The organism is Kocuria sp. KH4, assembly GCF_053711175.1.
Genome location: NZ_JBSJYX010000028.1, coordinates 1 through 14,176, shown reverse-complemented (window position 1 = coordinate 14,176; position 14,176 = coordinate 1). Strand labels below are relative to the sequence as shown.

The window sequence follows — 14,176 nt, the reverse complement described above, 5'->3', positions numbered from 1 at the left end:
CCGTGCACAAGATCCTGATCGCCAACCGCGGGGAGATCGCCGTCCGCGTCGTCCACGCCTGCGCGGAGGCGGGCCTGCGCTCGGTCGCCGTCTACGCGGACCCCGACGCCGACGCCCCGCACGTCCTGCTGGCCGACGAGGCCTACGCCCTCGAGGGGGTCTCGGCCGCCGAGACCTACCTGGACGCGCAGGCCCTGCTGGCCGTGGCCGATCGGTGCGGGGCCGACGCGGTGCACCCCGGCTACGGGTTCCTCTCCGAGAACGCCGACTTCGCCCGGGCGGTGATCGACGCCGGCCTCACCTGGATCGGCCCCTCGCCCGAGACGATCGCGCTGCTGGGGGACAAGGTCGCCGCCCGGGGAATCGCCCGGCGGGCCGGCGCCCCGCTCGTGCCCGGCAGCGACGGGCCGGTCGGCTCGCCCGCGGACGCCCGGGCCTTCGCCGAGGAGCACGGGCTGCCCGTGATCGTGAAGGCCGCCCACGGCGGCGGGGGCCGCGGCATGCGGGTGGTCCGGGAGCTGGCGCAGGTGGAGGACGCCTTCGTCTCGGCCGCCCGCGAGGCGCAGAGCGCGTTCGGGCGGGGTGAGTGCTTCGTGGAGCGGTTCCTGGACCGCCCGCGCCACGTCGAGGCGCAGGTCATGGCCGACGCTCACGGCAACGTCGTCGTGCTGGGGACCCGGGACTGCTCCCTGCAGCGCCGCCACCAGAAGCTCGTCGAGGAGGCCCCCGCGCCGTTCCTCACGGACGGGCAGCGTGAGCGCATCGCCGCCGCCGCCGAGGGCATCTTCCGGGAGGCCGGCTACGTGGGGGTGGGCACCGCCGAGTTCCTCGTGGCCCAGGACGGGCTGATCTCGTTCCTGGAGGTCAACACGCGCCTGCAGGTGGAGCACCCGATCACCGAGGAGGTCTACGGCGTGGACCTCGTGCGCGCCCAGCTGGCCGTCGCCGCCGGGGACCCCCTGCCGGTGCTCGAGACCCCACCGGCCCGCGGACACGCCCTGGAGTTCCGGATCAACGCCGAGGACCCGGGCCGCGGCTTCCTGCCCTCCGGCGGGACGGTCGAGGCCGTGGACACCCCCACGGGCCCGGGGGTGCGCGTGGACTCGGGGGTGCACCGCGGCACCCGGGTGGCCACCTCCTTCGACTCGCTGCTGCTCAAGCTCGTGGTCAGCGCCCCCACCCGGGAGCAGGCGCTCGTGCGGGCCCGCACCGCGCTGCGGGAGCTGCGGGTGCACGGGGTGGCCACCACCATCCCCTTCCACCGCGCGGTGCTGGACGCCCCCGCCTTCTCCGGCGGCGACGGTCTCGGGGTGTGGACCACGTGGATCGAGGAGGAGTTCGCCGACCGGCTCACCCCGGACTCCGGCTACGCCCGCGCGGGCGAGCAGGGACGCACCCGCCTCACCGTGGACGTGGACGGGCGGCGGATGCGCATCGGGATCCCCGACGCCCTCGCCGCCGCCCTGAGCGCCGCACCCACGGGGGACGGCGCCCCCGGTCCCGTCCCGGCGGCCGACGACGGCGCCGTCACCGCGCCGTTCGCGGGGACGCTCGTCTCGTGGCTGGTCGCCGAGGGGGACGCCGTGGAAGCCGGCCAGGATCTCGCCGTGCTCGAGGCCATGAAGACGGAGTCCCGGCTGACCGCCCCCCGCGCCGGGACCGTCCGGGAGCTCTCGGCCGCCCCCGGGGACGCCGTGGCCGCCGACCAGGTGCTCGCCCGCCTCGACTGAGCGCCGTCATCCGCGGGCGGACCTGGTCGGCCGGCGCCCGGGTGGCCTATCGTCGACAGCACCCGGCGCGCCGCCCCACGGGCGCGGCGCGGGGACGGCACAGGGATCCGCTCCCGGTGCCGTCCCCGCGGCCGGGCGACCGACCGCCCACGACTCGAAGGAGAGACGTCCCATGACCGAGACCCCCGCCGCAGGACGGAGCACGGATGTCGTCGACATCCTCACCGCCGACCACCGGGACATGCTCGAGCTGATCGGGCAGATCAAGGACGCGCCGGAGCCCGCCCGGCGCCGGGAGCTGGCCGACACCGTGATCGCCGAGGTGATGCGCCACGCCGTCGCCGAGGAGATGCACGTCTACCCCGCCGTGGAGGAGCACGTGCCCGACGGCGCGAAGGAGGTCGAGCACGACAAGCGCGAGCACGACGAGATCGTGCAGGTGATGAAGAAGCTGGAGGACACCGACGCCTCCGGACCGGCGTTCCTGGACCTGGTCGGGGAGCTGGAGGCGCAGCTGCGCCACCACATCGACGACGAGGAGTCCGACCAGTTCCCCAAGCTGCGGGCGGGCATCCCCGCCGCCACGCTCGTGGAGCTGGGCGAGAAGGTGCAGACCGCCAAGAAGCTCGCACCGACCCGGCCGCACCCGCACGCCCCGCACTCGGAGCTGTTCCACAAGACGATCGGACCGGGCGTCGGGATGGTGGACCGGCTCCGCGACAAGCTCACGGGGCGGCAGACGGGCTGAGCCGTGCGGGCGGGCACCGCACCGGCGCCCGCCCTCCCCACCTCTCCGCCGCGCCGCCCACGGCGTGGCGCGGCGGCGCACGCCCGCCGGCGGGGACACGGCACGGCCCCGCACCGGCAGGGCCGCGGCCGCCGCCCGGGATGCCAGGATGGTGTCCTGATGAACACCGTGGAGAACGAGTTCCTGCTGACCGCCGTCGGCCTGGCCGGGCCGGCCCCGCAGGGCGAGGCCACCTCCTGGGCCGCCGGCGTCCTGCGCCGGGGCATCACGGCCGGCCGGCTCCCGCCGGGCACCCGGCTCTCCGAGACCCGGGTCAGCGAGGTGCTCGGGATCTCCCGCAACACCCTGCGCGAGGTCTTCACGGTCCTGGGCAACGAGAACCTGCTGCAGCGGATCCCCAACCGCGGTGTCTCGGTGGCCCGGCCGGGCGCGGACGACGTGCGGGAGATCTACCGGGTGCGGCTCGCGCTGGAGACCTCGGCGCTGCGCTGGACGGACCCCGGCCCGCAGCCGGGCCTGCACGCCGCCGTGGCGGCGGGCCGCGCCGCGCACCGGCAGGGGGACGTGGGCGGCATGGCCGACGCGAACCAGCGCTTCCACCGCACCGTGGTGGAGCTGGCCGGCTCGGTGCGGCAGGACGAGCTGATGTCCCGGATCCTGGCGGAGATGCGGCTCGTGTTCTTCTCCATGCGGCAGGACCCGTCCTTCCACGCCCCCTACATCGAGCGCAACGCCCGGATCCTGGAGCTCTTCGAGCGGGGCCGCCGGGAGGAGGCCTCCGTGCAGATGCACCGGTACCTGGAGGACGCCCGGCAGCAGCTGCTCACCGTCCTGGAGGGTCCCGGGGCGCGCTGACCGGTCGTCTCAGGGCACCTGGTAGCGCCAGTCGGGCAGGTCGGTGACCAGCATGTGCCCGGGGGCGTGCCCGATCGCGATCGGCACCCCGGATTCGAGCACCGCCGCCTGCGGCGTCACCCCGCAGGCCCAGAAGACCGGCAGGTGCCCCCGCGGGATCTGCACGGCGTCCCCGTAGTCGGGGGCGGAGAGGTCGCGGATCCCCAGCTCCTCCGGCGCGCCCACGTGCACGGGCGCCCCGTGCACGGCGGGGTAGCGGGAGGTGATGCGCACGGCGTCGGCCACCCGGTCCGCCGGGATCGGCCGCATGGAGACCACCAGCGGGCCGGAGAGCCGGCCGGCGGGCTCGCAGGGACGGTTCGTGCGGTACATCGGGACGTTGACGCCCTGGTCGATGTGCGCCACGGGGATCCCCGCTTCCTGCAGGGCGGCCTCGAAGGTGAAGCTGCAGCCCAGGGCGAAGGTCACGAAGTCGTCCTGCCACACGTCCAGGACGTCCTGGCGCGTGCCCGCCGCCTCGCCCTCCCGGTAGAGGCTGTAGAGCGGGAGGTCGGTGCGGACGTCCCCGTCCCCGAGCAGGGGGCCGCCGACCTCACCGGCGTCGAGCACCGCGAGCACGGGGCAGGCCTTGGGGTTGCGCTGGGCGAAGAGCAGGAGCTCGAAGGCCCAGTCGCGGGGCACGACCACGAGGTTCGTCTGCGCGAAGCCGTCGCACCACCCGGCCGTCGGGGTGACCAGTCCGCCGCGGAACAGCTCGCGGGCGCGCGCGGGGAGCAGGGCGGAGCGCTCCACGGGCCCGGCCGCGGCGCTCATGACCACAGCGCGGCGATGCCGCTGAGGGACTGGTATCCCAGGTAGATGGTGAGCAGCCAGATCACGGTGCCGAGGATCGCGAGCCACGTCGGGTACCGGTACCCGCCCAGCAGGTCCCGGCGCCGCCAGGCCACCCACAGCAGCACGGCGAAGCCCAGCGGCAGGATCAGCCCGTTGACCGCCCCGGCCACGATGAGCAGGGTGGAGGGCGCCTGGCCGAGGAGCACGAAGACCGCGGCGGAGACGAGGATGAACACCACGGTCAGCAGGTTCCGGGTCCGGGCCCGCGTCCGGGACGTGGTGACGAAGGAGACGGAGGTGTACGCCGCGCCGATGACCGAGGAGATGGACGCGGCCCACAGGATGAGGCCGAACAGGCGCAGCCCGACCTCGCCGGCCGCCGACCGGAAGGCCTGGGCGGCCAGGTTCTCCCCCGTGAGCTGGGCGCCGCCGGCGACCACGCCCAGGATCGCGAGGAACAGCAGGAAGCGCATCACGCCGGTCACCACGATGCCGACCACGGAGCTGCGGGAGATCTGCTTGACGCTGTCCACACCGGTGATGCCCGCGTCCACGATCCGGTGGGCGCCGGCGTAGGTGATGTAGCCGCCCACCGTGCCGCCGATGAGGGTGGTGATGACCAGGAAGCTCACGTCCTCGGGCAGCACCACGTTGCGCAGCGCCTCGCCCACCGGGGGCCGGGACACGGCGGCGACGTAGCCGGTCACGAGGATCATCACCACGCCGAGCACCACCACGATGCGGTCCAGGGCCACGCCGGCGCGCTTGCTGACGAACACGGCGACGGCGAGGAGCGCGGTGAGGATGCCGCCCCACGTGGCGTCCAGCCCGAGCATCGCGTCGAGGCCGAGACCGCCCCCGGCCGTGTTGCCGATGTTGAAGACCAGCCCGCCCACCGCCACCAGGCCGGCGATGAACCAGCCCAGTCCGGGGAGGACCCGGTTGCCCAGTTCGTGGGCCTTGAGCCCGGAGACGCCGATGATCCGCCACACGTTCAGCTGCACGGCGATGTCGACGACGATGGAGATGACGATGGCGAACGCGAAGGCGGCGCCGAGCTGGACGGTGAAGTTCGCGGTCTGCGTGATGAACCCGGGGCCGATGGCGCTCGTGGCCATCAGGAACAGGGCGCCCAGCAGCGCGGAGCGGTTCACGGCCCGCATCGCCGCGGAGCCGGTGACGGGTCCGTGGCCCTCGGGCGCGGACGGGGTGGGGGCGGAGCTGGACATGCGTCCTCCTCGGGACGGGGCGGCCTGCGCCGGGCACGGCGCCGACCACCCGGGACGTGGCCGCGGTCACTTTTCCGCCAGTGTAATGATTGTTCAACAATCTGACCAGGGGTGGCCGCGGCCCGGCGCCTGGACAGCCCGGACCCGGCGGGACAGGCTGGTTCTCCGGGGCGCCCGCCCCGGAGAACGGGGAGGAGCGCATGGACCGCACCGGGAGGAGCCTCGGGCCCCGCGACCGGCACGGGCGCGGTGGCGCGCGGGTGCCGCCGGTGACCGGCCCGGACGGCGGGACCGTGGAGGTCCTGCTCCCTGCACCCGCGTCCGCGCGGTTCCTCCGCGACTTCCTGGCCTCCCAGGCCGTGCCGGGCTGCGACGACCTCGCCGGCGGCGCCCACCGGCGGCCCGTCGTCGTGGGCAGGGTGGCGCGCACCGTGACCGTGGGCTGGGACCGGCTCACGCCCGCCGGCCTCCCGGTGCGCGTGGGACCCGGGCCGGCGGACGCCCTGGAGCCGGTGCTGCGCCGGGTGCGCCACTGGCTGGGCGAGGGCACGGAGTCCCCCGCGGCGGAGCGCGCCCTGGCCGCCGACGCCGCACTGGCTCCCGGTGTGCGCGCCTGGCCGCTGATCCGGCTGCCCGGTTCGCCGGACGGTTTCGAGACCGCGGTGCTGACCGTGCTCGGGCAGCAGGTCTCCCTCGCCGCGGCACGCACCTTCGCCGGACGCCTGCTCCGCCACTACGGCTCCCCCGCGGCGGACGGCCTCACCGCCTTCCCGTCGGCCGAGCGGATCGCCGCCGCCGACCCGTCCCGGCTGCGGCAGGACGTGGGGGTCACGACCCGCCGGGCCGCGACGGTCCACGCGCTGGCCGCCGCGGTCGTCGACGGCCTCGACCTGGAGCCCCCGGCCGGGCCCGGGGGGCCGGGCACCGCGCAGGACGCCGCCGGTCTGCGCCGGCGGCTGCTCGCCCTGCCCGGCGTCGGCCCGTGGACGGCGGACTCGATCGCCCTGCGGGTGCTGGGCGAGCCGGACGTCTTCCTGCCGCAGGACCTCGTCCTGCGCCGCGCCCTCGGGGTGACCGGGACCGCGGCGGCGGCGGCGAGGTCCGCCGGCTGGAGCCCCTGGCGCAGCTACGCCGTGATGCTGCTCTGGGCCCGCGCGGCGTTCCCGGACTCGGCCGGTCCCTACTCCGCCGCCGGACCCGGGTGACGGCCCCGGCGCGGCGGCGGTGCCACCCGGGAGCGGCGGCGCGGAGGAATCCGGGCGGCCGGGACCCGCGGCAGGCTACGCCGTGCCCATCACCAGCCCGCGGGTCTCCGCGAAGTGGCAGGCCGAGGGGTGCCCCTGCCCCCGGTCGACGAGCGGCGGCGCCTGCTCGGCACAGACGTCCTGGGCCTTCCAGCAGCGCGTGCGGAACCGGCAGCCGGACGGCGGGTTCGCCGGACTGGGCAGGTCGCCGCTGAGCATGATCCGCTCCCGGGACCCGCGCAGGGCCGGCTCGTGGACGGGCACGGCCGAGAGCAGCGCCTGCGTGTACGGGTGCGCGGCCTGCTCGTAGATCGCGTCCCGGTCCCCGGTCTCCACCACGCTGCCGAGGTACATCACCGCCACCCGGCTGCTGAGGTGGCGCACCACGGAGAGGTCGTGGGCGATGAACAAGAAGGAGAGCCCGAACTCGTCCTGCAGGTCCTGCAGCAGATTGATCACCTGGGCCTGCACGGACACGTCGAGGGCGGAGACGGGCTCGTCGCAGACGATGACCTCCGGGCGCAGCGCCAGCGCCCGGGCGATCCCGATGCGCTGGCGCTGCCCGCCGGAGAACTGGTGGGGATACCGGTTGGCGTAGTCGGCCCGCAGGCCCACCCGCTCCAGCAGCTCCCGGACCTGGGCCCCGCGGTCCTTCCGGGCCACGGCGCCGGGGTGCACGTCCCAGGCCTCGGCCACGATGTCGCCCACCGTCATGCGCGGGTTCAGCGAGGAGTACGGGTCCTGGAAGATGATCTGCACGTTGCGGCGGTAGTCCCGCAGCTCCCGGGCGGACATCGCGGTGATGTCCCGGCCCTTGTACAGGATCTGCCCGGCCGTCGGCCGCTCCAGGCCCATGACCAGCTTGGCCACCGTCGACTTCCCGGAGCCGGACTCGCCGACCAGCCCCAGGGTCTCCCCCGGGTGCAGGGTCATGCTCACGCCGTCGACGGCGCGCACCTGCCCCACGGTCTTGCGGCGCACGATCCCCCGGGTGAGCGGGAAGTGCTTGGTGAGCCCGCGTAGCTCCAGCAGCGGGGCGTCCGTCGTCGTGGTCCGTGGTTCACGCATGCTCGAGCTCCTCGCTGTAGTGGCACGCCGCCGTGCGGCCGGGGACGACCTCGCGCAGGACCGGGACGTCCGCCGCGCAGTCCTTGCCGGGCGCCGCCGCCCGCCCGAACCGGGCCAGGGGGCAGCGCGGGTGGAAGGCGCAGCCGCTGGGCACGGCGGAGAGGTCGGGCGGGGTCCCGGTCACCGGGTGCAGCCGGTCGCCGTGGGACTCGAGGCTGGGCATCGACGCCATCAGCCCCTGGGTGTACGGGTGCAGCGGCTCGGCCAGGACCTCGTCCACCGTGCCGTTCTCCACGATGCTGCCGGCGTACATCACGGCCACCCGGTCGGCGACCTCGTTGACCACGCCGAGGTCGTGGGTGATGAGGATCATCCCCATCCCGGTCTCGCGCTGCAGCTCGCCGAGCAGGTCCATGATCTGGGCCTGCACGGTCACGTCGAGCGCCGTGGTCGGCTCGTCCGCGATCAGGATCTCCGGGTCCAGCGCGATCGCCATGGCGATCATGACCCGCTGGCGCATGCCCCCGGAGAACTGGTGCGGATAGGCGTCCACGCGCTCGCGGGCCGCGGGGATGCCCACGCGCTCCATGAGCTCGATGGCCTTCTCGCGGGCCTCGCCGCGGGAGGCCCTGCGGTGGGCGCGGAACAGCTCGCCGATCTGGTGCCCCACCGTGAAGACGGGGTTGAGGGCGGACAGCGCGTCCTGGAAGACCATGGCGATCCCCGGGCCGCGGACCGCGCGCTGCTCCCTGCGGCCCATCGCCAGGAGGTCGTCGCCGCGGAAGCGGATCTCCCCGCTGGTGATGCGGGCGGGCGGGACGTCGAGGATGCCCATCACGGCCTGGGCGCTGACGCTCTTGCCCGAGCCGGACTCGCCCACGACGGCGAGGGTCTCCCCGGCGCGCACGGAGTAGCTGATGCCGTTGACGGCGTGGACGGTGCGGCGGCGGGAGCGGAACTCCACCGCGAGGTCGTCGACCTCGAGGACGGGCGGCTCCGCGGGTGCGGAGGCCGCCGGGGTCGGGGCGGATGCGGGGTGGGAGGGTGTCATCGGCGCAGTTTCGGGTCGAGGGCGTCGCGCAGCGCATCCCCCATGAGGATGAACGCGAGCACGGTCAGGGACAGGAAGAGCGACGGGAACAGGATCAGGTGCGGGGCGTCCCGGAGCCTGTTCTGCGCCGCGTTGATCTGCAGGCCCCAGGAGATCTCGGGCAGCTGCAGGCCGACGCCCAGGAAGGTCAGCGTCGCCTCGGAGGCGATGATCGTTCCCACGGCGATCGTGGAGTACACGAGCACGGGCGCCATCGCGTTGGGCAGGATGTGCTTGGTGATGATCCGGCCGGTGCCCGCGCCCAGCGCCCGCGCCGCCTGGACGTAGTCGGCCTCCTTGACGCCGATCACATTGGAGCGGACGAGGCGCATCGCCGTCATCCAGCCGAACGCGATGAGGGCGAGGGAGACCTCCAGGACTCCGCGCTCGGGCAGCACGGACAGCAGGATGATGGCGCCCAGGATGAGCGGCAGCCCGTAGAAGATGTCCGTGACCCGGGCCAGCACCGAGTCGATCCAGCCGCCGTAGTAGCCGGCCAGCGCCCCGACCACCACACCGATCACCAGGGTGCCGAGCACGGCCAGGAAGCCGATGGACAGCGAGACCCGGGCGCCGTGGACTACGTTGGCGTAGTAGTCGCAGCCCTGCACGTCGTAGCCGAAGGGCGCGCCGGCCTGCGGCGCGGCCCCGGAGCGGGTGAGGCTGCACGCCCGCGGGTCCACGGAGGTGAAGAGCTGCGGGGCGAGCGCCATCAGCGCGAAGACGAGGAACAGCAGCGCCCCCACGATGAAGAACGGGTTGCGGCGCAGCTGCCGCCAGGCGTCGCGCCACAGGCCGGCCTGCTCGATGTCGCCGCCGGCGGCCGCGGAGGCGATCTCCTCGGCGCGGTCGTCGACGCGGTCCGAGAAGGACTCGCGGTGCAGGCCCTCCTCGTGCGCGGGCTCCTCGAGAATTTCCGTGCGGGGCTCATTCATAGCGGATCCTCGGGTCGAGGGCGGCGTAGAGGACGTCGACGACCAGGTTGAAGAAGATGTAGAAGAACACGAACAGGGTTACGATCCCGACGACGACGGCGCCCTCCTGCCGCAGCACCGCGTCGTAGACCGCCCGGCCGAGACCGGGGATGTTGAACACCGACTCGGTGACGATGGCCCCGCCCAGCAGCGCGCCGAGGTCGGCGCCGATGAAGGTGACCACCGGGATGAGGCTGTTGCGCAGGGCGTGCTTGCCGACCACGGTGGTCTCGCTCAGACCCTTGGCCCGGGCGGTGCGCACGTAGTCGCTCTGCAGGTTCTCCGCGAGACTCGTGCGGGTCAGCCGCGCCACGTAGGCCAGGGACAGGGACGCCAGCACCAGCCCGGGCAGGATGTAGCTGTACCAGCCGTCCGCGAGGCCGGCGATCGGGAACCAGCCGAGCCGCACGCCGAAGACGTACTGGGCCAGGAAGCCGAGCACGAACACCGGGATGGACACGACGACCGTGGTCGAGACGAGCACCAGGTTGTCGAAGAACGAGCCGCGGCGCAGGCCCGCCAGGACGCCGGCGAGGATGCCGATGAGGATCTCGAAGCCGACGGCCACGAGGGCCAGCCGGATCGTCACGGGCAGCCGGTCGAGGATGGTGGTCAGGACGGGCCGGCCCGAGAAGTCGGTGCCGAAGTCCCCCTGCACCAGGCCGGCCAGGTATTTCGCGTACTGGATCAGCAGCGGGTCGTCGAGGTTGTACTCGGCGCGCAGCTGCGCCTGCACCGCTGCCGAGAGCGGGCGGTCCCCGCCCAGCGCTCGGATGGGATCTCCCGGCAGCGCGTAGACCATGGCGAAGATGAGCAGGGATGCGCCCAGCAGCACCGGGATGGTCAGCAGCAGACGACGGAGGACGTACCGCCCCATGGGTCTCCTTGGTTGTGTGCGGAGGGGTGCGCGGAGGGTGCCGCGCGGATGGTGCGCGAGGGTGTCGCGCGAACGGAACGGGCCCGGGACGGGTCACTCGGAGCCGACGACGACGTCCTCGACCTCGACGCGCTGGAACGAGTTCACGAAGACGTCGCTGACGTTCTCCGAGTGCGCGTACTGGGTGACACGGTGGAACAGCGGCGTGGCGGGCATGTCCTGCACCAGCAGGTCCTCCGCCTCCTGGTAGGCCTTGATCGCGGCCTCGGGGGAGTCGGCCGAGTTGCCCTCGCGCAGCTTGGCGTCGAACTCCTCGTTGTTGTAGAACGTGACGTTCGAGCCGGCCGGAGGACGGGCCGCGGACGCGTAGGTCGGTCCGAAGAAGTTCTCCATGACCGGGTAGTCCATGATCCAGCCGGAGCGGAACGGCCCCGTCATGCCCTGCTCGTCCTGCAGCGGCAGGTACTCGGCGAACTGCAGGTCGCCGCGCAGCCGGTACTCGACGCCCAGGTTCTCGCGCAGCTGGTTGCCGATCGCCTGCATCCACTCCTCGTGGCCGGCGCCGGCGTTGAACCACAGGTCCACGGGCCGGGAGGTGTCGAAGTTCGCCTCGTCGAGGATCCGCTTGGCCTCCTCGACGTCGAGCTCGCACGCGTCGCAGGCGTCGTCGCGGTGGCCGTCCACCACGGGGGAGACGAACGACGTCGCCGGGATGCGGGTCCCCTGGAAGATCGCGTCGGTGATCGACTGCCGGTCGATGGCCATCGAGAAGGCGCGGCGGACCTCCGGGTCGGCGAAGCGCTCGTCGTAGGTCGGGAAGCCCAGCGAGGTGATGTCGCCGGCGGGCTGGGTCTTGTAGCGGTCGCCGAACTGGCCCTCGGCGGAGGCGATGGCGTCCGGCGGGAGCTCGTCGACCACGTCGAGCGAGCCGGCCTGCAGGTCGTTGTAGGCGGTGTTGATCTCGGTGTAGACCCGGAACTCCACGCCCGCGGCCTTCGCCGGCTCGTCGCCGCCGAACTCGTCGTAGCGGGTCAGGGTGATGCCCTGGCCCTCCTGGAACGCCTCGTCCGCCTTGAAGGGGCCGTTGCCGATCGGCTGCTCGCCGAAGCCCTCGGGGTCCTCGAAGAACGCCTCCGGCATCGGGAAGAACGCGGTGTAGCCGACCGTGGTGGGCCACTGCGCGTAGGGCTCGCTCAGGGTGACCTCGAAGGTGCGGTCGTCGATCACGCGCAGGCCGGACATCTCGGTGGCGGCGGGCTTCTCGCCCTCCTCCGCCTGCAGGTCCTCGTACCCCTCGACGGTCGAGAAGAAGTAGGAGTTGCCCTGGGCGTTCTCGCTGTTGGCCACGTAGTTCCAGGCGTCCACGTAGCTCTGCGCGGTGACCGGGGACCCGTCGTGGAAGGTCCAGCCGTCCTTGAGGTTGACCGTCCAGGTCGTCTGGTCCTCGGACTCGATGGACTCGGCGACCCCGGTGTAGACGGGCTCGTTGGTCTCCCGGTCGTACTCGACCAGTCCCGTCCACAGCGCGTCGACGACCTGGCCGCCCTCGGTCTCCCCGGTGTTGCCGGGGAGCAGCGGGTTCTCGGGTTCGCCGATGTACACGCTGAAGGTGCCGCCGCCCTGTTCGGCGGCGGCGTCGCCGGACCCGCCGTCTCCCCCACCGCACGCAGTGAGCAGCAACGATCCGGTCAGCGCCACTGATGCGCCCGCGATCCGCTTGGTTCTCATCGTTTCCTCCATGGGTCGATACGGGCCCGCCGGGAGTGCTGGGTTCGCACTCCGGGGAGACGGGGCCGTGCCAGGGCGAGCACGGAGCTCGCTCGTCGGGGAGCACAGGCTCCCGGGTGCGACGTGACGGAGGTCACCGTCCGTCGTGCCCATGAAGAAATGTAGGACGTCCGGCGGGCCGATCAGTGCGGACACGCCCGGTGAAACAGGAACCGGCGGTATCGGTTACTCACCTGTAACGAAAGAGCGACCACCCGGCCGGCGGCGCCGGCCGGGTGGTCGCTCCCGCGGCGTCAGCCGGCGGCCGGCAGGGCGACCGGCGGCGTGGCGGTCGCCGTCGTGGCCGGCGGCATCGTGGTCGGCGGTGCCGCGGCGGGCGACGTGGCGGCCGGCGAGGGCGCCGCGTCCGCGGCGGCCAGCACGGCGGCCAGCTCGTGGGCCTCCAGCGCCGACGCCTCGGCCAGGACCGCAACCGGGACGCCGGCCCGGGAGGCCGCGCGGATCTGGGCGTGCAGCGCGCTCGTCGCCTGGTCCAGGGCCCATCGCGCCGTCTCCAGGGTGCCGTCGACGGGGGCGACGTCGAACCCGACACCGATCTCGTCGTCGGAGCCCGCCGCCTCGTCCAGCGCCCGGTCCATCGCCCACTCGGCGACCTCCACCTCTCCGGCGGCCGTGAAGACGCGCTGGACGACCTCCTCGGGGCAGCGGGGAGGCTCCCCGGCGGCGGCGGCCTCCGGGGAGAGCGGGAGGAGGGGGGCGGGGTCGAGCTCCGTCGACCGGGCCGCCGACTGCGGGGAGACTGTCCTGCTCATCATCGAACCTTCCTCGAGTCCTGCTGCTGCCACCCCGGCCGGGGAACGGGCGGCCCCGCCGCACGTTCCATGCGATTTGGATGAACCTAGAGGGTCTAGCTATCAGCACGGTGGTTGTTACGATCGGAGGGCGGACGGGGCGATCAGCACCCCGGGCTCCGGGACCCACCGGCCGTGCGGCCGGGAGGCTGGGTCCATTCCACCATCCGTGCGCCCCGTTCTTCCAGGAGGTGCGGTGAACAATATGCCAACACCCACCACGCCGTCGGGCTACTGGTACGACGACGAGGGCGCCTCCCGCGCGGCCGTGGAGGTGCTGGAGGCCCTGCGCGCGTACCGCGCCGCCGAGACCGCGATGCGCCGGCGGACCCGCGACGAGATGGGCATGGGCGAGACCGACCTGCTCGCCCTCCGCCACCTCCTGGAGGCCGCCCGCGCCGGCCGGACCGTGAGCCCCCGGGACCTGTCCGCCCGGCTGGGCATCTCCTCGGCCTCGACCACCACGCTGCTGGACCGGCTGACGAGGAGCGGGCACGTCCGCCGGGAACCGCACCCCACCGACCGGCGGGCCCTGGTCGTCACGGCCACCGAGAGCGCCGACCGCGAGGTGCGCGCCACCCTCGCCGCCGTGCACGAGCGCATGCTGTCCGCCGCCCGGAGCCTCACCCCCGAGCAGGCCGCGGTCGTCGTGGGCTTCCTGCACCGCATGCGGGACGCCGTGGGCGGCGGCGGGCCGGAATGACCGCCCCGGCCCCGGAAAGTCCCCTGTGACCTGGGACAGGACTGTCCCCACTCAGGTGGACAGGGCGGTCCGCGGCTCCTAGGGTACGAAGGGGCCCGAGGGGGATTCGGGACCACCCGCGGACCGGGCCTCCCATCCCGGTCCGCCGTCCGCCGGACCCGTCCCGCACCCCGAGGACGGCCGGAGGACCGCGCACGACCCACCGGATCCCCGCGAGCACGCCCTCCCCCGCGCCGTCGCCCCCC

13 protein-coding genes are annotated in these 14,176 nt (G+C 73.7%); 5 read left to right on the top strand and 8 right to left on the bottom strand.

What is annotated here, in order from left to right:
* Positions 1-2: 2 nt before the first annotated feature.
* The 3 genes from ACWCOM_RS16475 (at position 3) to ACWCOM_RS16465 (ending at position 3,333) form a co-directional block, all read left to right on the top strand.
* The gene (locus ACWCOM_RS16475) at positions 3-1,730 is read left to right on the top strand and encodes an acetyl/propionyl/methylcrotonyl-CoA carboxylase subunit alpha (RefSeq protein WP_454549823.1); all 1,728 of its coding nucleotides are present in this window, start codon (positions 3-5) and stop codon (positions 1,728-1,730) included.
* Positions 1,731-1,902: 172 nt separating this feature from the next.
* Positions 1,903-2,478 carry a hemerythrin domain-containing protein gene (locus tag ACWCOM_RS16470; protein WP_454549822.1) on the top strand — a complete coding sequence of 192 codons (576 nt, stop codon included), beginning with the start codon at positions 1,903-1,905 and terminating at the stop codon, positions 2,476-2,478.
* 159 nt (positions 2,479-2,637) lie between these two features.
* Complete coding sequence (locus ACWCOM_RS16465) at positions 2,638-3,333, top strand: GntR family transcriptional regulator (protein ID WP_454549821.1); 696 nt, start codon at positions 2,638-2,640, stop codon at positions 3,331-3,333.
* Positions 3,334-3,342: 9 nt separating this feature from the next.
* Here the strand turns inward: ACWCOM_RS16465 and ACWCOM_RS16460 are convergent, their stop codons facing one another.
* Both ACWCOM_RS16460 and ACWCOM_RS16455 read right to left on the bottom strand, forming a co-directional pair.
* Positions 3,343-4,146: a putative hydro-lyase gene (locus ACWCOM_RS16460; protein WP_454549820.1), complete on the bottom strand. Its 804-nt coding sequence runs from the start codon at positions 4,144-4,146 to the stop codon at positions 3,343-3,345.
* The gene (locus tag ACWCOM_RS16455; RefSeq protein ID WP_454549819.1) at positions 4,143-5,396 is read right to left on the bottom strand and encodes an NRAMP family divalent metal transporter; all 1,254 of its coding nucleotides are present in this window, start codon (positions 5,394-5,396) and stop codon (positions 4,143-4,145) included. The genes ACWCOM_RS16460 and ACWCOM_RS16455 overlap by 4 nt, the downstream gene beginning before the upstream one ends.
* A 200-nt stretch (positions 5,397-5,596) precedes the next feature.
* Between ACWCOM_RS16455 and ACWCOM_RS16450 the strand changes: the two genes are divergently transcribed.
* Entirely contained in the window at positions 5,597-6,601 is a 1,005-nt protein-coding gene (locus ACWCOM_RS16450) for a DNA-3-methyladenine glycosylase family protein (RefSeq protein WP_454549818.1), read from the top strand.
* A gap of 75 nt (positions 6,602-6,676) precedes the next feature.
* Here the strand turns inward: ACWCOM_RS16450 and ACWCOM_RS16445 are convergent, their stop codons facing one another.
* The 6 genes from ACWCOM_RS16445 to ACWCOM_RS16420 form a co-directional block, all read right to left on the bottom strand.
* Positions 6,677-7,708, bottom strand: a complete 1,032-nt coding sequence (locus ACWCOM_RS16445; protein WP_454549817.1) for an ABC transporter ATP-binding protein — start codon at positions 7,706-7,708, stop codon at positions 6,677-6,679.
* Positions 7,701-8,759 carry an ABC transporter ATP-binding protein gene (locus tag ACWCOM_RS16440; RefSeq protein ID WP_454549816.1) on the bottom strand — a complete coding sequence of 353 codons (1,059 nt, stop codon included), beginning with the start codon at positions 8,757-8,759 and terminating at the stop codon, positions 7,701-7,703. Before ACWCOM_RS16440 ends, ACWCOM_RS16445 begins: the two co-directional genes overlap by 8 nt.
* Positions 8,756-9,733, bottom strand: a complete 978-nt coding sequence (locus ACWCOM_RS16435; protein ID WP_454549815.1) for an ABC transporter permease — start codon at positions 9,731-9,733, stop codon at positions 8,756-8,758. Before ACWCOM_RS16435 ends, ACWCOM_RS16440 begins: the two co-directional genes overlap by 4 nt.
* Positions 9,726-10,649, bottom strand: coding sequence for an ABC transporter permease (locus tag ACWCOM_RS16430; RefSeq protein ID WP_454549814.1), 924 nt, complete (start codon positions 10,647-10,649; stop codon positions 9,726-9,728). The genes ACWCOM_RS16435 and ACWCOM_RS16430 overlap by 8 nt, the downstream gene beginning before the upstream one ends.
* Before the next feature lie 93 nt (positions 10,650-10,742).
* Positions 10,743-12,377, bottom strand: a complete 1,635-nt coding sequence (locus ACWCOM_RS16425; RefSeq protein WP_454549813.1) for a peptide ABC transporter substrate-binding protein — start codon at positions 12,375-12,377, stop codon at positions 10,743-10,745.
* 293 nt (positions 12,378-12,670) lie between these two features.
* Entirely contained in the window at positions 12,671-13,192 is a 522-nt protein-coding gene (locus tag ACWCOM_RS16420; protein ID WP_454549812.1) for a hypothetical protein, read from the bottom strand.
* A gap of 241 nt (positions 13,193-13,433) precedes the next feature.
* Between ACWCOM_RS16420 and ACWCOM_RS16415 the strand changes: the two genes are divergently transcribed.
* Positions 13,434-13,931 carry a MarR family winged helix-turn-helix transcriptional regulator gene (locus ACWCOM_RS16415; RefSeq protein ID WP_454549811.1) on the top strand — a complete coding sequence of 166 codons (498 nt, stop codon included), beginning with the start codon at positions 13,434-13,436 and terminating at the stop codon, positions 13,929-13,931.
* Positions 13,932-14,176 lie beyond the last annotated feature (245 nt).

Excerpts from the sequence above, each read along its gene's own strand:
- ACWCOM_RS16470 (WP_454549822.1), top strand. The coding sequence starts at position 1,903 with ATGACCGAGACCCCCGCCGCAGGACGGAGCACGGATGTCGTCGACATC.
- ACWCOM_RS16465 (WP_454549821.1), top strand. The coding sequence starts at position 2,638 with ATGAACACCGTGGAGAACGAGTTCCTGCTGACCGCCGTCGGCCTGGCC.
- ACWCOM_RS16460 (WP_454549820.1), bottom strand. The coding sequence starts at position 4,146 with ATGAGCGCCGCGGCCGGGCCCGTGGAGCGCTCCGCCCTGCTCCCCGCG.
- ACWCOM_RS16455 (WP_454549819.1), bottom strand. The coding sequence starts at position 5,396 with ATGTCCAGCTCCGCCCCCACCCCGTCCGCGCCCGAGGGCCACGGACCC.
- ACWCOM_RS16450 (WP_454549818.1), top strand. The coding sequence starts at position 5,597 with ATGGACCGCACCGGGAGGAGCCTCGGGCCCCGCGACCGGCACGGGCGC.
- ACWCOM_RS16445 (WP_454549817.1), bottom strand. The coding sequence starts at position 7,708 with ATGCGTGAACCACGGACCACGACGACGGACGCCCCGCTGCTGGAGCTA.
- ACWCOM_RS16440 (WP_454549816.1), bottom strand. The coding sequence starts at position 8,759 with ATGACACCCTCCCACCCCGCATCCGCCCCGACCCCGGCGGCCTCCGCA.
- ACWCOM_RS16435 (WP_454549815.1), bottom strand. The coding sequence starts at position 9,733 with ATGAATGAGCCCCGCACGGAAATTCTCGAGGAGCCCGCGCACGAGGAG.
- ACWCOM_RS16430 (WP_454549814.1), bottom strand. The coding sequence starts at position 10,649 with ATGGGGCGGTACGTCCTCCGTCGTCTGCTGCTGACCATCCCGGTGCTG.
- ACWCOM_RS16425 (WP_454549813.1), bottom strand. The coding sequence starts at position 12,377 with ATGAGAACCAAGCGGATCGCGGGCGCATCAGTGGCGCTGACCGGATCG.
- ACWCOM_RS16420 (WP_454549812.1), bottom strand. The coding sequence starts at position 13,192 with ATGATGAGCAGGACAGTCTCCCCGCAGTCGGCGGCCCGGTCGACGGAG.
- ACWCOM_RS16415 (WP_454549811.1), top strand. The coding sequence starts at position 13,434 with ATGCCAACACCCACCACGCCGTCGGGCTACTGGTACGACGACGAGGGC.